Here is a 19,732-nt window from a genome sequence, read left to right as displayed (position 1 = left end):
ACCTTCTCGTGACGCAGACGATCAGTGAACTCTGGGACCCGGTGCTGGACGCCGACCGGCAGCAGGCGGACCCGGAAGTCGACGAACTCCTGCAGGGCGCCGTCGACCTGCACACCCACCCCGGGCCCAGCCCGTTCCCCCGCCGGATGTCCATCCTGGACGCCGCGACCGACGCCGCGACCGTCGGATTCCGCGCCCTGGTGGCGAAGTCGCACCACCACAGCATGCAGACCGACATCCTGGCGCTCGAGACGGCCGGGCTGCAGGACGTGCCGGTCAAGGTCTACGGCGGCGTCGCGCTCAACCGCACGGTCGGCGGCCTCAACCCGTACGCCGTCGAGCTGGCGTTGCGGATGGGCGGCCGGGTCGTGTGGTTCCCGACCATCTCCTCGCCCGCGCACCTGGAGTTCCACGCGCACAACCACAGCAGCGGCTTCCCGGTCGCGGGCATCCCGCTGCGCGAGAACGAACCGATCAGCGTGCTCGACGAATCCGGCGCGCTGAAGACGGCCGCGCGGGACGTCCTCGACGTCATCGCGGCGGAGTCGGCGATCCTCAACTGCGGGCACCTGCCCGCGGCCGAGATCGACGTGCTGATCCCGGGCGCGCTCGAAGCCGGCGTGACGCGGATCGTGGTGAGCCACCCCGAATTCGTGCTCGGCGCCGGGCCCGACCGGATCGGGCGGTGGGCGCGCCAGGGCGTGTTCGTCGAGCACTGCCTGGCGATGCTCGTCGGCCGGGAGCCGAAGCCCGAACCGGTCGCGAAGATCGCCGAGTTCTACCAGGCGGCCGGGCCCGGCCAGACCATCTTCTCCTCCGACCTCGGCCAGAAGGGCAACCCGTTGCCCGTCACGGCCTACCGCCGGATGGTGCGGGCCCTGCTGGACTCCGGCGTCGTCCCCGCCGACATCAAGGCGATGACGGGGGGCAACGCCGGCGGGCTGCTGGCCGGCTGAACCGGGGGCCGGGGCTCGGTATAGTCCGGCACGGGCGGAGCGAATCGAGGAGCGGACCTGTGGCGAACGGCGGCGGCACCGGTGACATCCAGGCAGTCCACCGGGTCGCGGAGATCCTGAAGTTGTTCACGCTGACCAGCCCGCGGGTCACCGTCGCCGAGGCCGCCGCCACGCTCGGCCTGAACCGGACCACCACGCACCGGTACTTCAGCTCGCTCGTGCTGGACGAGATCCTGGAACGCTCGCCCGACGACGCGACGACGTACACCCCGGGGCGGCTGCTGCTGCAGGTCGGCGCGGTCGCCCAGGGGCAGCGGCGGGTGCTGGACGTCGCCCCGCGGCACATGGGTGAGCTGTCGGTCGAAACCGGGCTGACCGTGGTGCTGTCGCTGTGGGGCGCGTCCGGGCCGGTGGTGTCGCTGGTCTCCGAAGCCGGCACCCACCCGATCCTGATCACGGTCCGGATCGGGTCGATGCTCGGCTGGGACTCGGCGCAGACGCGGCTGTACCTGGCGCTGTCGCAGGACGCGAGCCGCGGCGAGCGGTACCTGGACCGGCTGCCGCCCGAGCAGCGGACCCAGCTGGAAAGCCGGCTCCCGGCCTGCCGGGCCCGCGGGCTCTGCCGGATCCCGGTGCCCCCGATCGACGGCGTGGTGCTGGCGGCGGCCGTGTTCGACGAGCACGACGTCGCGGCCACGGTGGCCTTGGTGGGCACCACGTCGTCACTGCCGGAGAAGGCGGACTCGATGGAGTCGGCCCTGCTGGACACCGTTTCCTCGATCACCGCGGAGCTGGGCGGCACCGGCCTGCGCGACGCCGTCCTCACCGACCGGGTGTAGCGCCCCTTCAGCGCGCCAGGCACCGGCGGCCGGCGGGCCGGCGGCGGGCGAACGCGGGCGCCCGCTCCGGCCGGAACCCCACCCCCACCAGGTACACCGCCGCCAGGCGGCTGAAGGGCAGCCACCGCGAGGCCCGCAGGGCCGGACCCACCAGTCCGGCGGTCTTCCCCGACTGCAGGGGACCGGCGAGATCGGCGTGCATGACCCGCTGCAGAGCCTGGACCAGCACGGTCGGCAGGAAGCGACGGCGGCGGACCCGGTCCAGGTCCGCGCCGCTGACCGCACCACGGCGCAACGGCCCGGCCAGCACGCGGGCCGCGGCCACCGCGTCCTGCACGGCCAGGTTGATCCCCATCCCGCCGACCGGGGACATCGCGTGCGCGGCGTCGCCGAGGCACAGCAACCCCGCGACGTGCCACCGGCGCAACCGGTTGAGCCGCACGTCGAGGTGCTTGACGTCGTCCATCGTGGTCAGTTCGCCGACCCGGTCCGCGTACTCCGGCAGCAGCTCCGCGACGTCGGCCCGGAACGCCTCGACCCCGCGGGCGCGCAGCTGCGCGTCAGTGCCCTTACTCGCGACGTACCCGATCTGGAAGTAGCCCTCCCGCGGGATGACGATGGCGAACCGGCCCCGGCCGGGGCGGCGGGTCAGCTCGCCGATCTGCTCGCCGTCGCGGCGGGAGAGCCGGAACCACCAGGTGTCGAACGGGACGTCGGACTCCGCCACCGCGAGACCGGACTCCGCGCGCAGGATCGAGTCACGCCCGTCGCACGCCACGGTCAGGTCGGCCCGGATCTCGCCCTCGACGGACTCGCCCGCGGCGTTCACCGTGCGGTGCCGGACGCCGGCCACCCGGCCGTCTTCGGTCAGCAACGAGGTCACGGTCACGCCTTGGCGCAGCCGGAACGCCGGCTCCTCGCGGGCCGCGTCGGCGAGCAGGTTCAGCAGGTCCCACTGCGGGACGATGGTCAGGTACGGGTGCCGCACGCCCCAGTGCCGCAACGCCCCGAAGTCGCCGATCCGCCGGGTGCCACCGCGGTCGTCGGGCAGCACCACCTCGGTGACCCGTGACTGGGGCAGCTCGGCGAACCGCTCGCCCAGCCCGAGGTCGTCGAGCAGGTCGAGGGTGGCGGGGTGGACGGTGTCCCCGCGGAAGTCGTCCAGGAAGTCGCCGTGCTTCTCCAGCACGGTCACGGCCACGCCGGCCCGGGCGAGCAGCAGGCCGAGCATCATCCCGGCCGGGCCCCCGCCGACGACGCAGCACGTCGTCCGGTCGAAATCGCTCATCTGACGTCTTTCCCTTGTCTCAGCCAGGTTCCCTTGTCGGCGAACCCGGTGATGTGGGCGTAGGCGACGGCGTGGGTGCGGTCGCGCAGGCCGAGTTTGCGCAGGATGCCGGACACGTGGGTCTTCACCGTCTCCTCGCCGACGTGGAGCTGCCGGGCGATCTCCGCGTTGGTGTGGGCGCGCGAAAGCAGTTGCAGCACATCGCGTTCGCGCGCGGTCAGCCGGTCGATGTCGTCCGCGCCGGGCGGCCGGCTCAGCGTGTCGGTGAAGCGGGCGACGTGCCGCTTGAAGATGGACGGGTCGATCAGGACGTCGTCGCGGGCCGCGACCCGCACGGCGGCGATCATCTCCTCGGGCGGCATCGACTTGAGCAGGAAGCCGCGCGCGCCGGCCCGCATGGCGCGGTGCACGTACTCGTCGGTGTCGTGGGTGGTCAGGACGACGACCCGGGTGCGGTTGCCGGGCACGGCGAGGATCGCCGACGCCGCGCCCAGGCCGTCCCGGCGCGGCATGCGGATGTCGAGGACGGCGACGTCGGGACGCAGCCGGAGCACGGCTTCGACGGCCTGTTCCCCGTCCCCGGCTTCCGCGACGACTTCGATGTCGTCCTCCATGTCGAGGATGGCGCGCAAGCCCGAGCGGAAGACCGCGTGGTCGTCGGCGACCAGGACGGTGATGGGCGACGGCTCGGTCATGCCGGGTCTCCGAGGTCGAAGGAAACGGCGGTCCGCCAGGTGCGGCCGTCCGGGCGCGGACCGCTGGCCGGCCGGCCCGCGAACGCTTGCGCCCGGGCGCGGATGCCGGTCAGCCCGCGTCCCTCGGCCGTCGCCTCGCCGGTCGCCGGGAACGGGTTGACGGTCTCCACCTCGAGCCGGCCGGCCGAGTGGCGGATCGCCACGTCGATGGGGCCGCCGCTGCCGTGCCGCAGCGCGTTGGTCAGCATCTCCTGGACGATCCGGAACAGCGCGGCGTCGAGGGGGCCGGGCAGCGCGGGCGGTGTCCCGGTGGTTTCCAGCCGGACCGCGATGCCCGTCGACCGCAGGCTTTCCAGCAGCTCCCCCACGTCGTCCAGACCGGGGTCCCGCCGCGCTTTCGGCCGCTGCCCGAGCAGCAGGTCGAGCATGTGGCGCAGATCGTGCAAGGCCGACCGGCTGGAGTTCTCGACCGAGCACACCGACGCGAGAGCGGACTGATCGCCGCCGGTCCGGGTGAGCCGCAGCCGCGCCGCCCCGGCGTGCACGCTGATCGCGCTGACGTGGTGGGTGACGACGTCGTGCAGGTCCCGGGCGATCGCCGCGCGGTCCTCGGTGACGGCCCGGTCGACCTCGGCCTGCGCTTCGCGCTTCTCCTGCTCGGCCTGCCGCCGCATCTCCTCCAGGTAGGCACGGCGTGCGGTCGTGTAGCGGCCGACGAGCCACGAGACCAGACCGATCTTCGCGGCGGCCACCGCGACGTGCCAGTCGAGCGTGTACCCGCGGGCGAGGTGCGCGAACACGAGACCGCCGATCACCGCGCCCAGCGTGGCGACGGCCTGCGTGCCGCGCAGCCACGCGCCCGCCCGGTACGACGCGACCAGCACACCCGCCTCGTTGAGCCGGAGGTCGGCCGGCCCGCCGAGCAGCACGGCCGCACCCACGTTCACGGCCACCGCGGCGACCGCGGTGACGCCCGACCACTTCGTCGAGGTGGCGAGCGCGGCGTCGGCGGCGACGATGGCGAGCAGGGCCACGGTCCAGGCGAAGCTCCCGGCCGGCAGGTCCTGGGTCACGAACGACAGCACGTCGGCGCCCACGCAGACGACCGCGACCAGCAGGGACTGGCGCTGCAGGCTGGTCCGGGCCCGGGCGAGCATGGTCGGCGGCGGGCCTTTCGTCATGCGGTGACAATGGCAGGTCCCCCCAGCCGCGGCTTCCCTCGTGCGAGGGAGGCCGCGCGACTCCGCCGAGGGAAGATCGGAAGCGCCCGAATTCCTACGGTACCGGCATGGCATCGTTCAAGCTCCGGCCCCGCGTAGTCGCTTTCGCGGTCACCGGCGGGATTCTCTTCACCCTACTCGCGTCAGCCGGGTGGCCGGTTCAAGGCCTGACCGTCCCCAGTGGAGCCACCGCGGGCTCGCTGACCACCCGGCCCTGCGACTTCGACACCGAGGCGGGGAGCGTCACCGCGGACTGCGGAACGCTCGTGGTGCCGGAGAACCGGCGAGACCCGGCAGCCGAGCTGATCGCGCTCCCGGTGACCAGGATCCGCGCCGCCGCGGCCGATCCCCGGGAGCCGATCTTCCGGCTCGGCGGCGGACCGGGCGCCACGAACATGACCTTCCCCGAAGCGAGCCGGCTCACCGAGCACCACGACGTCGTCCTCGTCGGCTACCGGGGCGTCGACGGTTCGCGGCGGCTGGACTGTCCCGAGGTCGCCGGCGCGATGCACGCTCCCGACGAGCTCACCGGCGCGAAAGCCCTGCCCGCCACCACCAAGGCGTTCGAACTGTGCGCCCGCCGGCTGACCCACGACGGCGTCGACCTCACCGGGTACTCCGTCGCCCAGCGGGTCGACGACCTGGAAGCCGCTCGCACCGCGCTCGGTTACGGGCGGATCGACCTGCTCAGTTCCAGCGCCGGGACGCGCACGGCGATGGTCTACTCCTGGCGCCATCCCGGATCCCTGCTCCGGTCCACCATGGTCTCGGTGAACCCACCCGGGCACCTGTTCTGGAACCCGCGGGTCACCGATTCCCAGTTCGGCCAGTACGCGCACCTGTGCCGCGCCGACGCCGCCTGCGCCGCCCGCACCCCGGACCTGGCCGCCTCGATCCGGGACACCGCCGCCCACCTCCCGAGCGGCTGGGGTCCGCTGACGATCAAGGACACCAACGTCCGGGTGCTGAGCCAGTACGCCATGCACCACAACGGCAGTACGTCGGCCCCGAACAACGCGCCGACGGTCATCGACGCCTACCTGAGCGAGGATCCCGGCGCGCTGTGGGCGATGTCCGTGCTCGCCGACGTCACCCTGCCGGAGTCGATCGTCTGGGGCGAGTTCGCGTCGTTCTCCATGATCGACGCCCCGGCGGCGGAGCGCTACTACGCCGAGGGCGGCGATCCGGGGTCGATCCTGGGCAACGCCTCGACCGACTTCCTGTGGGCCGGGCCGTCCGGCGTGGCCACGGTCTGGCCGGACAGCCCGGACAACGCCGAGTACCGCACCATGCGGCCCACGGACGTCGAAACCCTGCTCGTCGGCGGCGAAGTCGACTTCTCGACACCCGCCCAGAACGCGACCCGGGAGGTGCTGCCCACCTTGCGCCACGGACAGCAGGTGATCCTGCCCGGGCTGGGTCACACGGCCGACTTCTGGGAACGCGCCGAAGCGAGCAAGCACCTGCTGACCACGTTCTTCGACACCGGCAAGGTCGACAGTTCGCGGTTCGACCGCCGGCCGGTCGCGTTCGCCGACGTCCCGCTGAGCATGTCCACGCTCGCCCGGCTGCTCATCGGCATCCCCGTCGCCGGAGCGGTGGCCGGGTTGGCCGTGCTCGCCTTGCTCGCCCGCGCATCCCACCGCCGCGGCGGCCTCAGCCCGCGGCGGAGTGCGTGGCTCCGAGTCCTGACCGCCGTTCCCCTCGGCCTCGGCGGGTGGTTCCTCGGAGTGCTCGCGGTCTGGACGATCAACCCGGACGACTTCGTGTTCAGCGCGACGGTGGTAGTGCCGGGAACGGGCCTGCTCGTCGGCGTCGGCGCGTATCTGGCGTGGACGCGCCGGAATTCGCCGAGCCGGCGCCGGGCGCTGATCGCCGCTGTCGGCGGAGCGCTCGCAGGTGCGTTCCTCGGCTGCAGTGCCCTGCCCGGCTTCGCCGCACCGGCCGCAGCGATCGCGGGAGCGGCCGCGGCGGCGAACCTCGCGCTGCTGTGCCTCGACCTCCCTTGGCGGCGGCGCGCCTCGCACGTCGTGACGCCCGCCTAGCGTGGCAAGGCCTTCGCCACTCCACCCCGGCACGCGGACCTGCGCATTTTATGAATCTGCGGAAGTTTCGTCCAACAGCAGGCGGATCGTCCTCAGGCACAGGTTGCCGACAGCGGGAGGACGATCGGATGACCAGAACTTCAAAGATGCGGGGCCGGGCACGCCTGGCCGGAGTCGCCGCCCTGACCCTCTTGGGCTCGGTGACGGCGGCGATCGGCTCCGCCGCGGCGGCGACCGGCCCCGGAACGTTCGGACCGGACAGCTTCAGCGACTGCCCGCTCAACCGCATCTGCGTTTACGCCGCCACGAACGGCGGCAGTTTGCCCGGGTGGGCCTCGTACACCGCGACCTCGCCCGGCCGGTGCACCAACGCTCCGATCGCGACTTTGGTCGGTGTACGCGGAGCACTCTCGGTCTACAACAGGACAGGCCACGTCCAGAAGGTCTATGCGGTTTTCGACTGCGGCGGAGACCCACGGGTCGTCAATGTCAACACGGCGATCCCGAACCTCGGCGCCGCGCACTGGTCCATCGGCGGATGACCCGGGTGGCCGGCCCGGCGAAGTCGTCGGCCGACGGCCCGAAACCCAACAAATGCGGGGGAAAAATGGTGAAGACGAAATCGGGTAGGGCGATCGCGCGCGGTCTGACGACACTGGCGGTCGCGGTGGCCGCGGCAGCCGCGTTCACCGTGACAGCCGCCGGGCCCGCTCAGGCCAGCTCGGCGAAATGCCAGGAATCGCTGCGTCAGCAGCATTACACGGTGGGACCGAAGGTGCGGGCCGCCTGCAACGCCGGGCAGACCGGCGGCGCGGGGATTCTGGCCTGCTACGTCTCGTTGCTCGCGATCGACGTCAAACCCGACCACGCCGCGGTCGCCTGCAACGCCGCGGACGACTAGCGCATCGCCGAGGTGATCAGCGGCCGGGGTGGATGCCGGTCGGCGAACAGGTGTTCGCCGACCGGCACCGATGCCACTGGCCCGACGCTGTTCGCGATGGTGCTGCCGGTGCGGCCTCGATCGTCAGTCGAGGCCTTCGATGATGCGGAAGTCGCGCTCGACGCCGTCGGCGAGTGCGGCCAGCGCCTCCTGGTAGGCCGCACTCGCCCGTGCGGCGACCGCCTGGTCGAAGCTGTCGAACTCGATCAGGATGGTGCGCTCGGCGATTCCGGCGTCGTGGGCGACGACGCGGCCATCGCGGGCGAGCACCCGCCCGCCCCCGGCCTTGACGGCCGGAGCAGCCAGCTTGTTGTAGGCAGCCAGCTTCTCGGGGTCCGCGATGGTGCGGTAGACGCTGACCCAGTAGCCCTTGGGCATGGAACCTCCGGTGTGGGGATGAGTGAATCCGACTTACGTGTTGGTCTCGGACGAGCGCCGGCGGGCGAGGGCGAGGCTTGTCAGCGTAGTGATCACCATGGCGCCGATGCCGACCAGCGCCGCGGTGGTGTAGGCGCCGTCGTCGGGGAAGAGGTGGCCGGGGCCGGTGCCCGCGGCGAGGATCAGGCCGCCGATGGCGCTGCCCAGGGAGTACCCGACGCTGCGGACGACGTAGTTGAAGCTCATGGCGCTCGACGTCTCGCTCCGGGGGGTGACGGCCAGGATGACGCCGGGCATGGCGGCCGAGAAGCTGCCGACGCCGAAGCCCAGCACGCCCATGGCCGCGAGCAGTTCGGCCAGGGTGGAGCGGGCGGTGGCGAACAGGACGAACCCGCCGCCGACGATGGCGGCGCTGCCGGCCAGGAGCAGGGGGCCGTCGATCCGCGTCCGGACCCGCGGCGTGAGCTTGCCGGCGACGAACCCCAGCACGGAGAACGGGATGAGGACCAGCCCCGCCACGAAGGTGGTCAGCCCGAAGCCGTAGCCGGCGCTGTGCGGCGTCTGCGCGTAGCGGGTGATGAGCGTGAGCAGGAGGTACATGCCGATCCCGCCGACGAACATGGCGAGGTTCGCCCCGGCGACCGCCGGGTGCCGGACCGCCCGGACGTCGACCAGGGGCGTCCGGGTTCGCAGTTCGGAAACGGCCCAGACGCAGAGCAGGAGTACGGCGGCGACGGCAAGGGTCACCGCCACGGCGAGGTGCCGGCTCCACAGGCTCCGCTCGCCGGCCAGGAACAGGACGAGGAGCAGACCACCCGCCAGGACGAGCGCACCTGGCACGTTCACGTGAGCGGAGCGACCTTCGGGAGCCGCGGGCATGGAGCGCCACGCGGTCACGAAAGCGATCGCGGTGACGAGCAGGCCAAGGCCGTAGGCGGCCCGCAGTCCGCCGAACTCGGCGAGCAGCGCGGCCAGCGGGTAGCCGACGCCGGCTCCGATGATGGAGACCACCGAGATCAGGGCGATCGTGGCCGCGCCGCGCTCCTCGGGAAGGTGGTCGCGCGCCACGCCCATCATCAGCGCCGTGAGACCGAGTCCGGCGCCTTGGGCCGCTCGGCCCACGAGCAGCCAGGCGAACGGCAGCGGCAGCACGGTGAGCGCGCTGCCGGCGACGACGATCGCCAGCGTGGCGAGGATCGTGGCCCGCCGGCGCGGACCGGCTCCGAGCCGGCCGAGGACGGGGGTGGCGACGGCGCCGCTGAGCAGCGCGATGGTCAGCGTCCACTGCGCGCTGTCGAGGGAGACGTGGAACGTGGTCGCCACGCTGGTGATGAGCGGCGTCCCGAGGCTGGCGACCGCCGCCACGACGAGGGCGATGAACATCAGGGCGGGGACCAGCAGACGTGCTCCGAAAGGTGTCAGCTGGTCATGAGCCGGGGACGCGGTCACCGGTCCGACTCCTCGCGGGCGTGGCTTTCGAGCTCCGCCAGATGCCGCAGCGCCGGAAGGGCCGCTGCCAAGGCCTCGACCTCGTCACCGGTGAGTTCGCCGATCAACCGCGCGTACGCGTCGACGCCCGCCTGGCGTCGCGTCCGGACGTAGGACGCGCCGGCCTCGGTCAGGCACACCAGCGTGACCCGCTTGTCGGACGGATCGCCCGTCCGCTCGACCAGCCCGGCTTCCTCCATCACCCGGACCAGGACGGTCATCGCGGGCTGGGTGACGCCCTCGGCCACCGCCAGATCGGTGATCCGTCGCGGGCCGGTCTTGTCCAGGGTGGCCAAGGTGGCGGCGGACGTCAGGCTCATGTCGCGGGGAAGGCGCCGCACGGCCCTGGTGGCCAGACCGTAGAGGGCTGACCCGATGGCATCGGAAGTGGCGTGTCGGCGACTCACGCCTGAAGCATAGCAGATTTATATGAATCCTTTATGCATCTCCCGATCGTGTACCGGATGTACCCGACGCCCCTGCCGGTTCCCGCGGCGCCCTGGCCCGTGGGCGGGGCAGGTTCTCCGGCTTGATCTGGAGCGCGCTCCAAGTCCTAGCGTCGGAGGCGTTCGTCAGCCCTCGAGGTACCGCCCGGTCCGCCGGGCAGGAGGAGTATCCGCGCATGATCACCCGAACCACGCTCGGCTCGCCCGGTCTCACCGTCAGTGCGATGGGCCTGGGGTGCATGGGGATGAGCGAAAGCTACGGCGCCGCCGACTGGGACGGCGGCCTGGCCACCATCGACCGGGCCCTGGAGCTGGGCGTCACGTTCCTGGACACCGCCGACGCCTACGGCACCGGGCACAACGAGGTGCTGGTGGGCCGGGCCGTCCGCTCCAGTCTCCCCGACCAGGTGCAGCTGGCCACCAAGTTCGGCATCGACCGCAGCGCCGGTGACCGGGCACGCCGCATCCGCGGTGCCCGGGACTACGTGCTGCGCGCCTGCGACGCCTCGCTGCTGCGGCTGGGCGTCGAGGTGATCGACCTGTACTACGCCCACCGCCCACCGCAGGACGTGGAGATCGAGGAGACCGTCGGGGCGATGGCCGAGCTGGTCGAGGCGGGCAAGGTCCGCCATCTGGGCCTGTCCGAGGTCGATGGCACACTGCTGCGCCGGGCGCACGCGGTGCACCCGATCACCGCGGTGCAGAGCGAGTACTCGCTGTGGACCCGCGACGTCGAGGCCCTCACCCCGGTGCTGGCCGAGCTGGGGGTCGGGCTGGTGCCGTACTCGCCGCTGGGGCGGGGGTTCCTGACCGGCACCCTGGACCGCTCCACGCTGGGCGAGAAGGACTTCCGGCGCACCAACCCCCGCTTCGCCGGCGAGGCAGGCGAGGCCAACGAGAAGATCGCGCGGACCGTGCGCGAGGTGGCCGACCGGCTGGGTGCCACCCCGGCCCAGGTGGCGCTGGCCTGGGTGTACGCCCAGGCCGAGCGGCTCGGGGTGGCGGTGGCGGCCATTCCGGGCACCCGCAGCCCGGCCCGGCTGGAGCAGAACGCGGCCGCGCTGGAGCTCACCCTGGACGCCGAGGCGCTGGCCGTGCTGGACCCGCTGAGCGACCAGGTGAGGGGCGAGCGCTACACCCCCGCGCACACCGCTGAGGTCGCTCGGGGTTAGCCGGCGTGGCGCACGCACGCGACCCGGAGCTCGACGGTGTCCGGCACGCCGCGCGGGAACGCCGCGAAGCAGGCGTTGTGCCGCACATGGTCGCCGACCAGGCCGCGGCGACGACGGCCACGGCGAGGTCCATCGCCGCACCGGACTCGAGAGCGGAAAGATAGGTCACGACGGTAAGCCCGGGGAATGCGCCATGTGTTCGTGTGGATCCCATCCCCACCGCCCGCGCCGACCGGCGTCGAAGCAATCAAGCTTCTTCACGCACAAGCCGTTGCGCCGCACGGCCGATGGCGGTTTCGACCGCGCCCACCCGGTCGGCCAGCAGGCCCACCGCGCCGACCGCGCGGCTCATCGGATCCTCGTCGTCGCCGCCCAGTGCCTGTGCCCGCAGGTACGCGGCCTTGACGTCGGCCCACCGCCGGGCCTGTTCCTCGGACAGGCGTCCCCGCAGCTCGGCCAGCTTGAGCAGGTTGGCTTCGGCGCCCGAAGTCAGCGTCTGCGCCTCGCCCGCGTAGTGGTCGTCGATCAGGGCCTCGAGTTCCGCGTCGTTCATCGCGGGCACGATCCGCTCGGCCAGCTTGTTCATGTTCCGGTACGAACCCTGCAGCTGGAACGGCGGCTCGGTGCGGGACGCGTCCGCCTGCGCCGCCGAGGCGATGTAGGCCCGGTTGTTCGCCAGCACGGTCCGCTGCACCCGCAGGAGTTTCCGCAGCACCGCGAGGATCTGTTCCAGCTCCGTCGCCGAATACGCCTGCGAAAGCTGGTCGGCGCGCACGGAACCGTCACCGCGCGCCATCCGGACCAGAATGTCCACATCGGACTTTTCGCGGGAAACCAAAGGCGCCAGCACGGAGTTCGACGTCAGCGAGTTCTCGACGTAGCTCAGCGCGAAGAGGTCTTCCTTCCCGGACAGCACGTCGCCGAGGTTCCACACGTCCGCGCGGTTGGCGAGCATGTCGGGGATGCGGAACCGCTTGCCCTGCTCGGTGTACGGGTTCCCGGCCATGCACACCGCGAACCGCTTGCCGCGCAGGTCGTAGGTCCGCGTGCGGCCCTCCCACACGCCTTCCATCCGTCGCTGCGCGTCGCACAGGGAGATGAACTTCTGCAGCAGCTCCGGCGACGTGTGCTGGATGTCGTCGAGGTACAGCAGCACGTTGTTGCCCTGCTCCAGCGCGAACGAGATCTTCTCGACCTCCTGCCGCGCGGTCGCGTTGGGCGCGTCGGCCGGGTCGACGGAGGTGACGTCGTGGCCGAGTGCCGGCCCGTTGACCTTCACGAACACCAGCCCGAGCCGGCTGGCCACGTACTCCATGAGCGTCGTCTTGCCGTACCCCGGCGGCGAAATCAGCAGGAGCAGGCCGGACTGGTCGGTGCGCCTGGCGTCCCCGGTCGCGCCGAGCTGCTTGGCCAGGTTGTCGCCGATCAGCGGGAGGTAGACCTCGTCCAGCAGCCGGTTGCGCACGAAGGCGCTCATCACCTTCGGCTTGTACTCGTCCAGCCGGAGCCGGTCGCGTTCGGCCGCGACGAGCTCGTTGCGCAGCCGCTGGTAGGCGCGGAACCCCGGCACGCGATCACGCCGGAACCGGTGCGTCCTGGCCAGCACCTCGTCGAGCCGCAGCGTCACCGACCGTCCGGTGATCCGCGGGTGCGAGCCGAGCAGACCGTCCACAGTGGTCGTCAGCGTCGCCGACGAGTCGTACCGCGGGAGGTCGCACAGCTCGATCGCGACGGCCTCCGGCAGCTCGTCGGCCGGCAGCCCGGCGGCGTCTGCAAAGGATCGCAGCCAGGCGTCGGCCAGCTGGTACCGGTCCGCCAGGGCGTCGAGGGAACGCAGGTCCTCGGCGAAGCTCCGCCGGTCGAGCCGGAACTTGTCCAGGACCGTCCGCGCACCACCACTGGTGACGAACCCGGGCGGCGCGACGGCGAGTTCTTCGACCAGGTACTCCCCGGCGAACTCGGTCTCGATCGCCAGACCCGCACCGTCGAGGAACGCCGTCATCGCGTCCGTGAGTTCCCGCGCCAGCGCGTCGATCGCCGTGGTGTGGCCGAACGCCTCCCGCACCCGCGCGAGTGACGCGGCTCGCGTCGTCCACGCGGCCTTGGCCCGTTCGTCGGCGCCGAAGGCCCAGAACAGCTGCGCCGCCGCCCGCGCCGCGGGCGGGTAGCGCAGCAGGCCGGCAGCCGACCGCAGGCGCAGCAGGGCCGCCAGGATCGCGGCCGCGTCGTGGTCGTGCACCCCGCGCGCGTAGCCCTCGTCGTAGCGCTCCCCGGCCACACTGCGCACGACGTCGAGCAGATCGGCGTCACGCAACTCCGGCCGTTCGGCGAGGATCGACGTCGCGAGGTACTCGGCCCGGTAGACCTCCGGCGACTCCGAGACCAGCAGCTGGTCCCAGTACGGCCGCGTCGCCTCGAACGCCTCGTCGCGCACCGGCGCCCGGTAGTCGGTGCCGGTGATCGCGAACTTCATCGAGCTCTCGTGCGGCACCAGCGTCAGGTCGATGTCCTGCGTGTTGACGGCGAAGGTGCTGCGGCCGAGGCGGATCGTCTCGCCGCCCTCGCCGTAGAGGTCCAGCCGGTCGCGCAGGCTCCGGCCGGCCTCCTGGCGGGCGGCCTTCACCCGGCCTTCGAGCTCTTCGGCGCGGACCTGGTCGCCGAGCGCCCGCAGGTCCTCGACGACGCTGCGCAGCTTCGAGACCATCGGATCGGCCGCGAAGTAGGTGTTGATCTCGTCGACCGAGCCGAGCGAACCCACCCGGCGGGTCACGCTGCCGAGGATCCGGCCCGCCGAATCGACGAGCCGGTCCGCCCGCCGCGCCCGCTCGTCGAGCAGCGCCTGCTTGCGCGACGAGAACGCCTCGTAGACGTCGGTGCGCTTCTCCCCGAGCGAGGTCAGGAAGTCGTCGAACTCCCCGAACCGGGATTCGAGGTTCTCCAGCTGCAGCAACAGCCTGCCCAGCTGCTCGTCGCAGCGTTCCGGGGTGTCCGCGACCGCGAGCCCGCCCGTGATGGCCTGCGCGAGCAGCGCGAACTCGGCGGCGAACTCCGCCCGGCCCTCGGTCTCCAGGAGTTCCCGGCGCCGCGCGTCCAAGGTGGCCCTGGCGCGGTTGACGGCGCCGATCACCTCGCCGACGCGCTCGAGGATCTTCGTGCGGACGACGGCGTCGGCGATGTCGAGCCCGCCGACGATGTCGGTGAGCACCTCCAGGCCAGCGGACTGCTCGTCGAGCCGCTCGGCGACCGGGCCGGCCTCGGCGACCGTCGTGATCGCGGCCGCCCCGGCGACCAACGCGTCCACCTCGGCGTGGTAGCCGGTGAACGCCTCCTCGCCCTGCAGGAACCGCACGGCGCGGTGCGCGGCCTCGGAAAACTCCGTGTCGAGCTCGCCGATCAGCGTGCCGACGCGCGCGGTGTCGGCGTAGCGCAGCTCCCGCACCGTGACGAGGCGCCCCCGCGCCCGGTGCATTTCGGCGAGGCGGCGCACCCACGCGTCCGCCGTGTTCAGGGCCTCGCCGCGGACCCGCCGCACGAGCGACGCGGTGTCGGCCGCCACCGTGTCGACGGCCTCGGCCGCCTGCGCGGTGAGCGAAGTGACCGTCTCGAACTCGTCCAGCACCTGCTCGGCGGTGACCCGGACGTCGGACAGCGGCGAGCGCAGATCACCGAGCTCGGACTCGCCGAGCCAGTGGTAGTGGTCGAAGACCCGCGCGCACGCGGCGATCAGCGCCTCGAACACCGCCGCCGACGGCGCCATGTCCGCGATCATCGTCGTGATCGAGAGGCAGTCCGAGATCCCGCGGACGAGATCGGCGTTCCCGACCCGCTCCAGCGGCCCGGTCCCGGCCGGCTGCGACGCGGCGTAGGTGTCCGACTGGAACGGCGTGCGCCACACCTGCATCGGGTGCACCCGGCTCGGCTCGTCGGACAGCGCGCGGAACAGGATCATCGTGCCGTCGTCGAACAGCGAGTACCCGTGGCACGGGATCGGGTTGGCGACCTCCTTGCGGATCACGTTGTAGGGCAGGAGGAGCGTGCGTCCCTCGGCCCGCGCGTGGAAGACGTACAGCACGTCCTCGCCGTTGGGCGAGCGGATCACGCGCTCGAACTCGAGACCGTCGACTGTGGTGTCGAACGTCTTGCTCACGCCGGTGTCGAGGTAGTAGCCGCCGGGGAAGATGATGCCGTGGTCCTCGGGGAGCCGCTGGCACGCCTGCCCGATGCCGTCGAGCCGCACGACGTCCTGGGTGCGCGTGTTGAAGACCAGGTAGCGGTAGGTGGTTTCCTTGTACGGCAGCATGCGCAGCAGGACCAGCGGGCCGATCCGGGCGTAGGAGACCTCGGCGTCGGCGAGGCTCTGCAACGGCTCGTCGACCGGCTCGGCGTAGACGCCGGCGCCGGTCTCGGTGTTGTTTTCGACCTTGACCGTCAGGTTGCCGCCGACGGTCTCGACGAACACCTCGTCCTCGATCGAGATGTGCGGATGCCGGCCGAGGACGTGGTTCTCGCGCGTGGTTTCGACCCACTCGAAATCGTGCGACGGCGGGAAGACGTGGTCGCGCTCGCCGCGGTTGTCCAGGTAGGACACCGCGCCGTCGGGCGCGATACCCCACCGCAGCACCCGGATGTCCTCGGTGCGCGGGCCGATCTGGAACACCGCGAGCAGCTTCCCGTCCAGCCGGCGCAGCTGCAGCAGCTTCGCCTGGCGGTAGTACCGGTACAGCTCGCCGAAGTCCCGCCCGAACTGCTCGTCCCGCAGCAGCTCGGGCAGGTCCTGCGCGCTCACGTCGTCGAACCGGAACGCGTTTTCGTCGTGGCTGAAGCGCTGCAGCGAGAAGACGTCGTCGACCGCCGTCTCGGGCTTGAGCCCGATGAAGACGTTGTAGCCGAACAACATCCGCCCGCCGACCGCGACGATGTCCCGGGGCACGCAGTTGTTCGCGGTGCGGATGCGTTCGGTGCCGATCAGCGCGAGCTGCGCGCTGCCGAAGACCGCCAGCCGGCGCGCGTTGAGCTCGTCCGCGCGTTTCGCCAGCTCGGCCGCCTGGGCGGCCAGCCGGACGCGGAGCACGTCATACGTGCCCGCGTCCAGCTCCGTCTCGGCCGCCGTCACTGCTTCGCGGCGACGACGGTGGCGACCGACGTCTCGGCGAGGCCGAGCCGCTGCGCCGTGGTCATCAGCTCACGGAGCTTGTCCGTGTCCGGGCCGCCCGCCTTCAGCTGCTGCGCCAGGAAGGCCGACAGCGTCAGGTTCTTCACGTCCTCGGTGCTGACCGAGCCGATCAGCTTGGCGAGGTCGTCGGTGAGGCTGGCCGACCCGTCGAGGTAGGGCCGAGCGAGCGACTGGACGACGTCGGAGTGCTGCACGAAGCCGTCGACGCTCTTGCCGAGGCCGATCGAGCCGACGATCCGGTCGAAGAACATGGTCTCGCCGCCGACGATGTCGATGTCGGCCTTCTCCAGCCCGACGCTCAGCACGGTCGCCTGCGCCTCGGCGACGTCACGCTGCACGTCGAGCGCGGCCAGCCGGATCTCCTTCTCCGCTTCCAGCCGCAGCCGGTACTCCTCGTGCTCGCGGCTCGCGCTGTCGAGCGCGGCCAGCGCGGCGGCCTTGTCGGTGAGCCCCTCGGCCTCGCCCTTCAGCTTGTCGCGCAGCGCCTCGGCGACCACGATCGCCTTCTCGCGTTCGACGATGGCTTCGGCGCGGCCGACCTTCTCCAGCGCGTCGGCGTCGCGCTCCTTGACCAGCGCCGCGGCGAGGCCGGCGGCGGCCTCCTCGGCCTGGATGCCTTCCGCCAGCCGGATCTTGGCCCGCGTCTCCAGCTCGGCGGCCTGCTGGCGCGCCTCGGCGAGGGTCAGCTCCTCGCGCGCCTTGTGCTTGGCGGCCTGCTCCGAAGCCTCGGCGGCCTTGATGCCCTTGACCAGGTTCTCCTGCGCTTCGGCTTCGGCTCGGATGACGATGGCCTCGCGTGTGCGCTGGGCCTCCTCGACCACGCGCAGCTTCTTGATGTTCTCTTCCTGCTCCGCGACGGTCTTGTCGACGGCGATCCGTTCGCGGATCACCTCGGCGATCGACCGCTTCTCCGTTTCGAGTTCCTTGTCCTTCGAGATCCGGGAAAGCTCGGTTTCGCGCTCGCGGCCGATCACTTCGAGCAGGCGGTCCTTTTCGATCCGCTCGGACTCGATGGCGATGACGCGTTCCCGGTTCTTGCCGGCGACTTCGATTTCGCGCTGCTGGTTCTGCTGCTGGATACCGAGCTGCTCGTCGGTGCGCAGCTGCGCGGCCTGCGACTTGAGCCGCTCCTCGGCCTGCACCTTGAGGATTTCCGCCTCTTCACGCGCCCGCATGGTCTCGACCTCGCGGCGCTGCTTGATCTCCGCGTCGGCCTGGCGCCGCTCCAGTTCGAGGATCGCCTCGCGGGCGTCCACGTTCTGGCGCGTGATTTCCTTCTCTTCGTGGCGGCGGAATTCGTTGGTGCGCACGTGCTCGATCGCGGTCAGCTCGGTGATCTTGCGGATACCCTGCGCGTCCAGGATGTTCGCCGCGTCGAGCGACGTCATCGGCGTCTGCTCGAGGTAGTCGATCGCCGCGTCCTCGAGGCTGTACCCATTCAGGTCGGTGCCGATGACGCGGATGATCTGGTCGCGGAACTCGTTGCGCTTGGTGTAGAGGTCGACGAAGTCGAGCTGCTTGCCGACGGTTTTCAACGCCTCGGAGAACTTCGCGCTGAACAGCGCCTGCAACGTCGTCTCGTCGCTCGCGCGTTCGGTGCCGATGGCCTGCGCGACCTTCACCACGTCCTCGGCCGTCTTGTTGACCCGCACGAAGAACGAAATCCGGATGTCGGCACGGATGTTGTCCCGGCAGATCAGGCCTTCCCGGCCGGTGCGCTCGATGTCGATCGTCTTCACCGAGATGTCCATGACCTCGGACTTGTGCAGCACGGGCAGCACGACGGCGCCGGTGAAGGTGACGTCGACCTTGCGCACCTTGGAGATGATCAGCGCCTTGCCCTGCGGCACCTTCCGGAACAGCCGGCTCACGACGAACAACAGCACCAGCAGGATCAGCACCACGACGGCGATCAACACGCCGGCACCCAGGCCGATGGCATCCATGCGTCAGTCCTTTTCTGCTTCGAGTTCCAGCGGGCTGACCCAGAAGAACTCACCCGCGCTGTCGTAGTCGTAGATGACCACGCGGCTGCCCAGCCCGAGGTTGCCTTCCCCGGCGAGCCGGATGGAGATGATCGCCGACGCCCCATCGGCGGCGGCCACTTCGGCCTGCCCGAAGTCCTCGGTGACGGTCGAGGTCCGCACAACGGCAACCCGGCCGACGAAGTCCTGCCGGCTCGGCACGGCCCCGGCGAAGACGCGCCGCAACGGCACGACGACCAGCCGGGTCCCGAGCGCCCCTCCCCCGAGCGCGGCGACCAGCACGCCAAAGCCGAGCCCGACCCGCAGCGGCGTGTCCACGCCGTCGATGAGCACGGTCCCGACGAGACTGAGGAACCAGCCGAAGGCGACGAGCAGCGACAGCGAGATCGGCAGCGGAACCCCGCCGAAGAACCCGATGTCACCGTCCTCGACGTCGAGAACCCCGACGAGGGCCAGCACCCAGTACCCGATGACGACGATCAGCAGGAAGCTGAAGAGCACGGCAGGAAAAGCCAAAGCCGCGGTGACGAACCCGCTCATCCGACGTCGTTTCCTTCCCCCAAGGAAGGGCCCGGCACTCCAGAGCCCTGGCCAGCGACTATAACCGGCAGGCGAGGGCGGGGAAGAACATTTCGGACACGAACCGGTCACACCGGCGTCTGCCTCCGCGGAGCTGTCAAGCCTTCCGCCGGCCAGGTCGTGCTCACTTTTACCCGGCGCGGCTCCGGCTGGGCACCCATCCGACCGTGCCGGAGCCGTCCACGAGCAGTCGCCGTCGGCCGCGAGTGTGAGCCGCCGGACGGCACCGACCTGGCCGTCGGGACCTTCGACTATCTCGCACTGCCCGATCGCCACCACGAAGTCGGGCAGGTCGCCGAAGCCGCGGACCCGGGCCTGTGCAGCTTCTCCGCGATCCACGATCGGCAGCGGCGGGCTGACTACGTCTCAAGGCCCGGAAACGACGGAGCCGGCCGCCGTCACGGCCGTGGAGTGAACCCGGTGGTGGCGACGACCGGCGGAACGCCGCCGCTTCGGCGTTCCCCGGCGGCGGATCTCGTGCGACCCGCCGCCAGGTCTGGGTACGAACACAATGCGACCGCCGCAGCT

General features: G+C 71.4%; 16 protein-coding genes. 7 read left to right on the top strand and 9 right to left on the bottom strand.

The genetic code is table 11. The features are described from left to right. Positions 1 to 8 precede the first annotated feature (8 nt). Positions 9 to 956, top strand: coding sequence for a DUF6282 family protein (locus QQ657_RS00080; protein WP_284739899.1), 948 nt, complete (start codon positions 9 to 11; stop codon positions 954 to 956). Between the two features lie 59 nt (positions 957 to 1,015). Further along, entirely contained in the window at positions 1,016 to 1,795 is a 780-nt protein-coding gene (locus QQ657_RS00075; RefSeq protein WP_284739898.1) for an IclR family transcriptional regulator, read from the top strand. Between the two features lie 7 nt (positions 1,796 to 1,802). Here QQ657_RS00075 and QQ657_RS00070 read toward each other — a convergent pair whose 3' ends face one another. From QQ657_RS00070 to QQ657_RS00060, 3 genes are read right to left on the bottom strand one after another with little or no spacing between them, the layout of a single operon-like run. Continuing rightward, complete coding sequence (locus QQ657_RS00070) at positions 1,803 to 3,083, bottom strand: FAD-dependent oxidoreductase (RefSeq protein ID WP_284739897.1); 1,281 nt, start codon at positions 3,081 to 3,083, stop codon at positions 1,803 to 1,805. After that, complete coding sequence (locus tag QQ657_RS00065) at positions 3,080 to 3,778, bottom strand: response regulator (protein WP_284739896.1); 699 nt, start codon at positions 3,776 to 3,778, stop codon at positions 3,080 to 3,082. The genes QQ657_RS00070 and QQ657_RS00065 overlap by 4 nt, the downstream gene beginning before the upstream one ends. Further along, entirely contained in the window at positions 3,775 to 4,959 is a 1,185-nt protein-coding gene (locus tag QQ657_RS00060) for a sensor histidine kinase (protein WP_284739895.1), read from the bottom strand. Before QQ657_RS00060 ends, QQ657_RS00065 begins: the two co-directional genes overlap by 4 nt. A 107-nt stretch (positions 4,960 to 5,066) precedes the next feature. Between QQ657_RS00060 and QQ657_RS00055 the strand changes: the two genes are divergently transcribed. The 3 genes from QQ657_RS00055 (at position 5,067) to QQ657_RS00045 (ending at position 7,944) form a co-directional block, all read left to right on the top strand. Continuing rightward, complete coding sequence (locus QQ657_RS00055; RefSeq protein ID WP_284739894.1) at positions 5,067 to 7,043, top strand: alpha/beta hydrolase; 1,977 nt, start codon at positions 5,067 to 5,069, stop codon at positions 7,041 to 7,043. Between the two features lie 200 nt (positions 7,044 to 7,243). Next, complete coding sequence (locus QQ657_RS00050) at positions 7,244 to 7,585, top strand: peptidase inhibitor family I36 protein (RefSeq protein WP_284739893.1); 342 nt, start codon at positions 7,244 to 7,246, stop codon at positions 7,583 to 7,585. Continuing rightward, entirely contained in the window at positions 7,582 to 7,944 is a 363-nt protein-coding gene (locus QQ657_RS00045) for a hypothetical protein (protein ID WP_284739892.1), read from the top strand. The genes QQ657_RS00050 and QQ657_RS00045 overlap by 4 nt, the downstream gene beginning before the upstream one ends. A 123-nt stretch (positions 7,945 to 8,067) precedes the next feature. On the opposite strand, the gene QQ657_RS00040 is transcribed toward QQ657_RS00045, so the two are convergent. From QQ657_RS00040 to QQ657_RS00030, 3 genes are read right to left on the bottom strand one after another with little or no spacing between them, the layout of a single operon-like run. Continuing rightward, entirely contained in the window at positions 8,068 to 8,361 is a 294-nt protein-coding gene (locus tag QQ657_RS00040) for a DUF1330 domain-containing protein (RefSeq protein WP_284739891.1), read from the bottom strand. Between the two features lie 33 nt (positions 8,362 to 8,394). Then, on the bottom strand, positions 8,395 to 9,810 hold the full coding sequence (locus QQ657_RS00035) for an MFS transporter (RefSeq protein ID WP_284739890.1): 1,416 nt from the start codon (positions 9,808 to 9,810) through the stop codon (positions 8,395 to 8,397). Then, positions 9,807 to 10,256, bottom strand: coding sequence for a MarR family winged helix-turn-helix transcriptional regulator (locus QQ657_RS00030; protein WP_284739889.1), 450 nt, complete (start codon positions 10,254 to 10,256; stop codon positions 9,807 to 9,809). Before QQ657_RS00030 ends, QQ657_RS00035 begins: the two co-directional genes overlap by 4 nt. A gap of 215 nt (positions 10,257 to 10,471) precedes the next feature. Between QQ657_RS00030 and QQ657_RS00025 the strand changes: the two genes are divergently transcribed. Both QQ657_RS00025 and QQ657_RS00020 read left to right on the top strand, forming a co-directional pair. Beyond that, positions 10,472 to 11,467, top strand: coding sequence for an aldo/keto reductase (locus QQ657_RS00025; RefSeq protein ID WP_284739888.1), 996 nt, complete (start codon positions 10,472 to 10,474; stop codon positions 11,465 to 11,467). Positions 11,468 to 11,472: 5 nt separating this feature from the next. Beyond that, a complete protein-coding gene (locus QQ657_RS00020; protein ID WP_284739887.1) occupies positions 11,473 to 11,631 on the top strand; it encodes a hypothetical protein in 159 nt (52 codons plus the stop codon). Between the two features lie 83 nt (positions 11,632 to 11,714). On the opposite strand, the gene QQ657_RS00015 is transcribed toward QQ657_RS00020, so the two are convergent. Genes QQ657_RS00015 through QQ657_RS00005 form a run of 3 tightly spaced genes read right to left on the bottom strand, consistent with a single transcriptional unit; the run spans position 11,715 to position 19,165 of the window. Continuing rightward, entirely contained in the window at positions 11,715 to 16,580 is a 4,866-nt protein-coding gene (locus QQ657_RS00015; protein ID WP_284739886.1) for a DNA repair ATPase, read from the bottom strand. After that, the gene (locus tag QQ657_RS00010; RefSeq protein WP_284739885.1) at positions 16,577 to 18,586 is read right to left on the bottom strand and encodes a flotillin family protein; all 2,010 of its coding nucleotides are present in this window, start codon (positions 18,584 to 18,586) and stop codon (positions 16,577 to 16,579) included. The genes QQ657_RS00015 and QQ657_RS00010 overlap by 4 nt, the downstream gene beginning before the upstream one ends. A gap of 3 nt (positions 18,587 to 18,589) precedes the next feature. Further along, positions 18,590 to 19,165, bottom strand: a complete 576-nt coding sequence (locus tag QQ657_RS00005) for a hypothetical protein (RefSeq protein WP_284739884.1) — start codon at positions 19,163 to 19,165, stop codon at positions 18,590 to 18,592. Positions 19,166 to 19,732 lie beyond the last annotated feature (567 nt).

It is taken from the genome of Amycolatopsis ponsaeliensis, from assembly GCF_030182635.1.
GTDB lineage: Bacteria > Actinomycetota > Actinomycetes > Mycobacteriales > Pseudonocardiaceae > Amycolatopsis > Amycolatopsis ponsaeliensis.
This window is presented reverse-complemented; position numbering and strand designations above follow the sequence as displayed.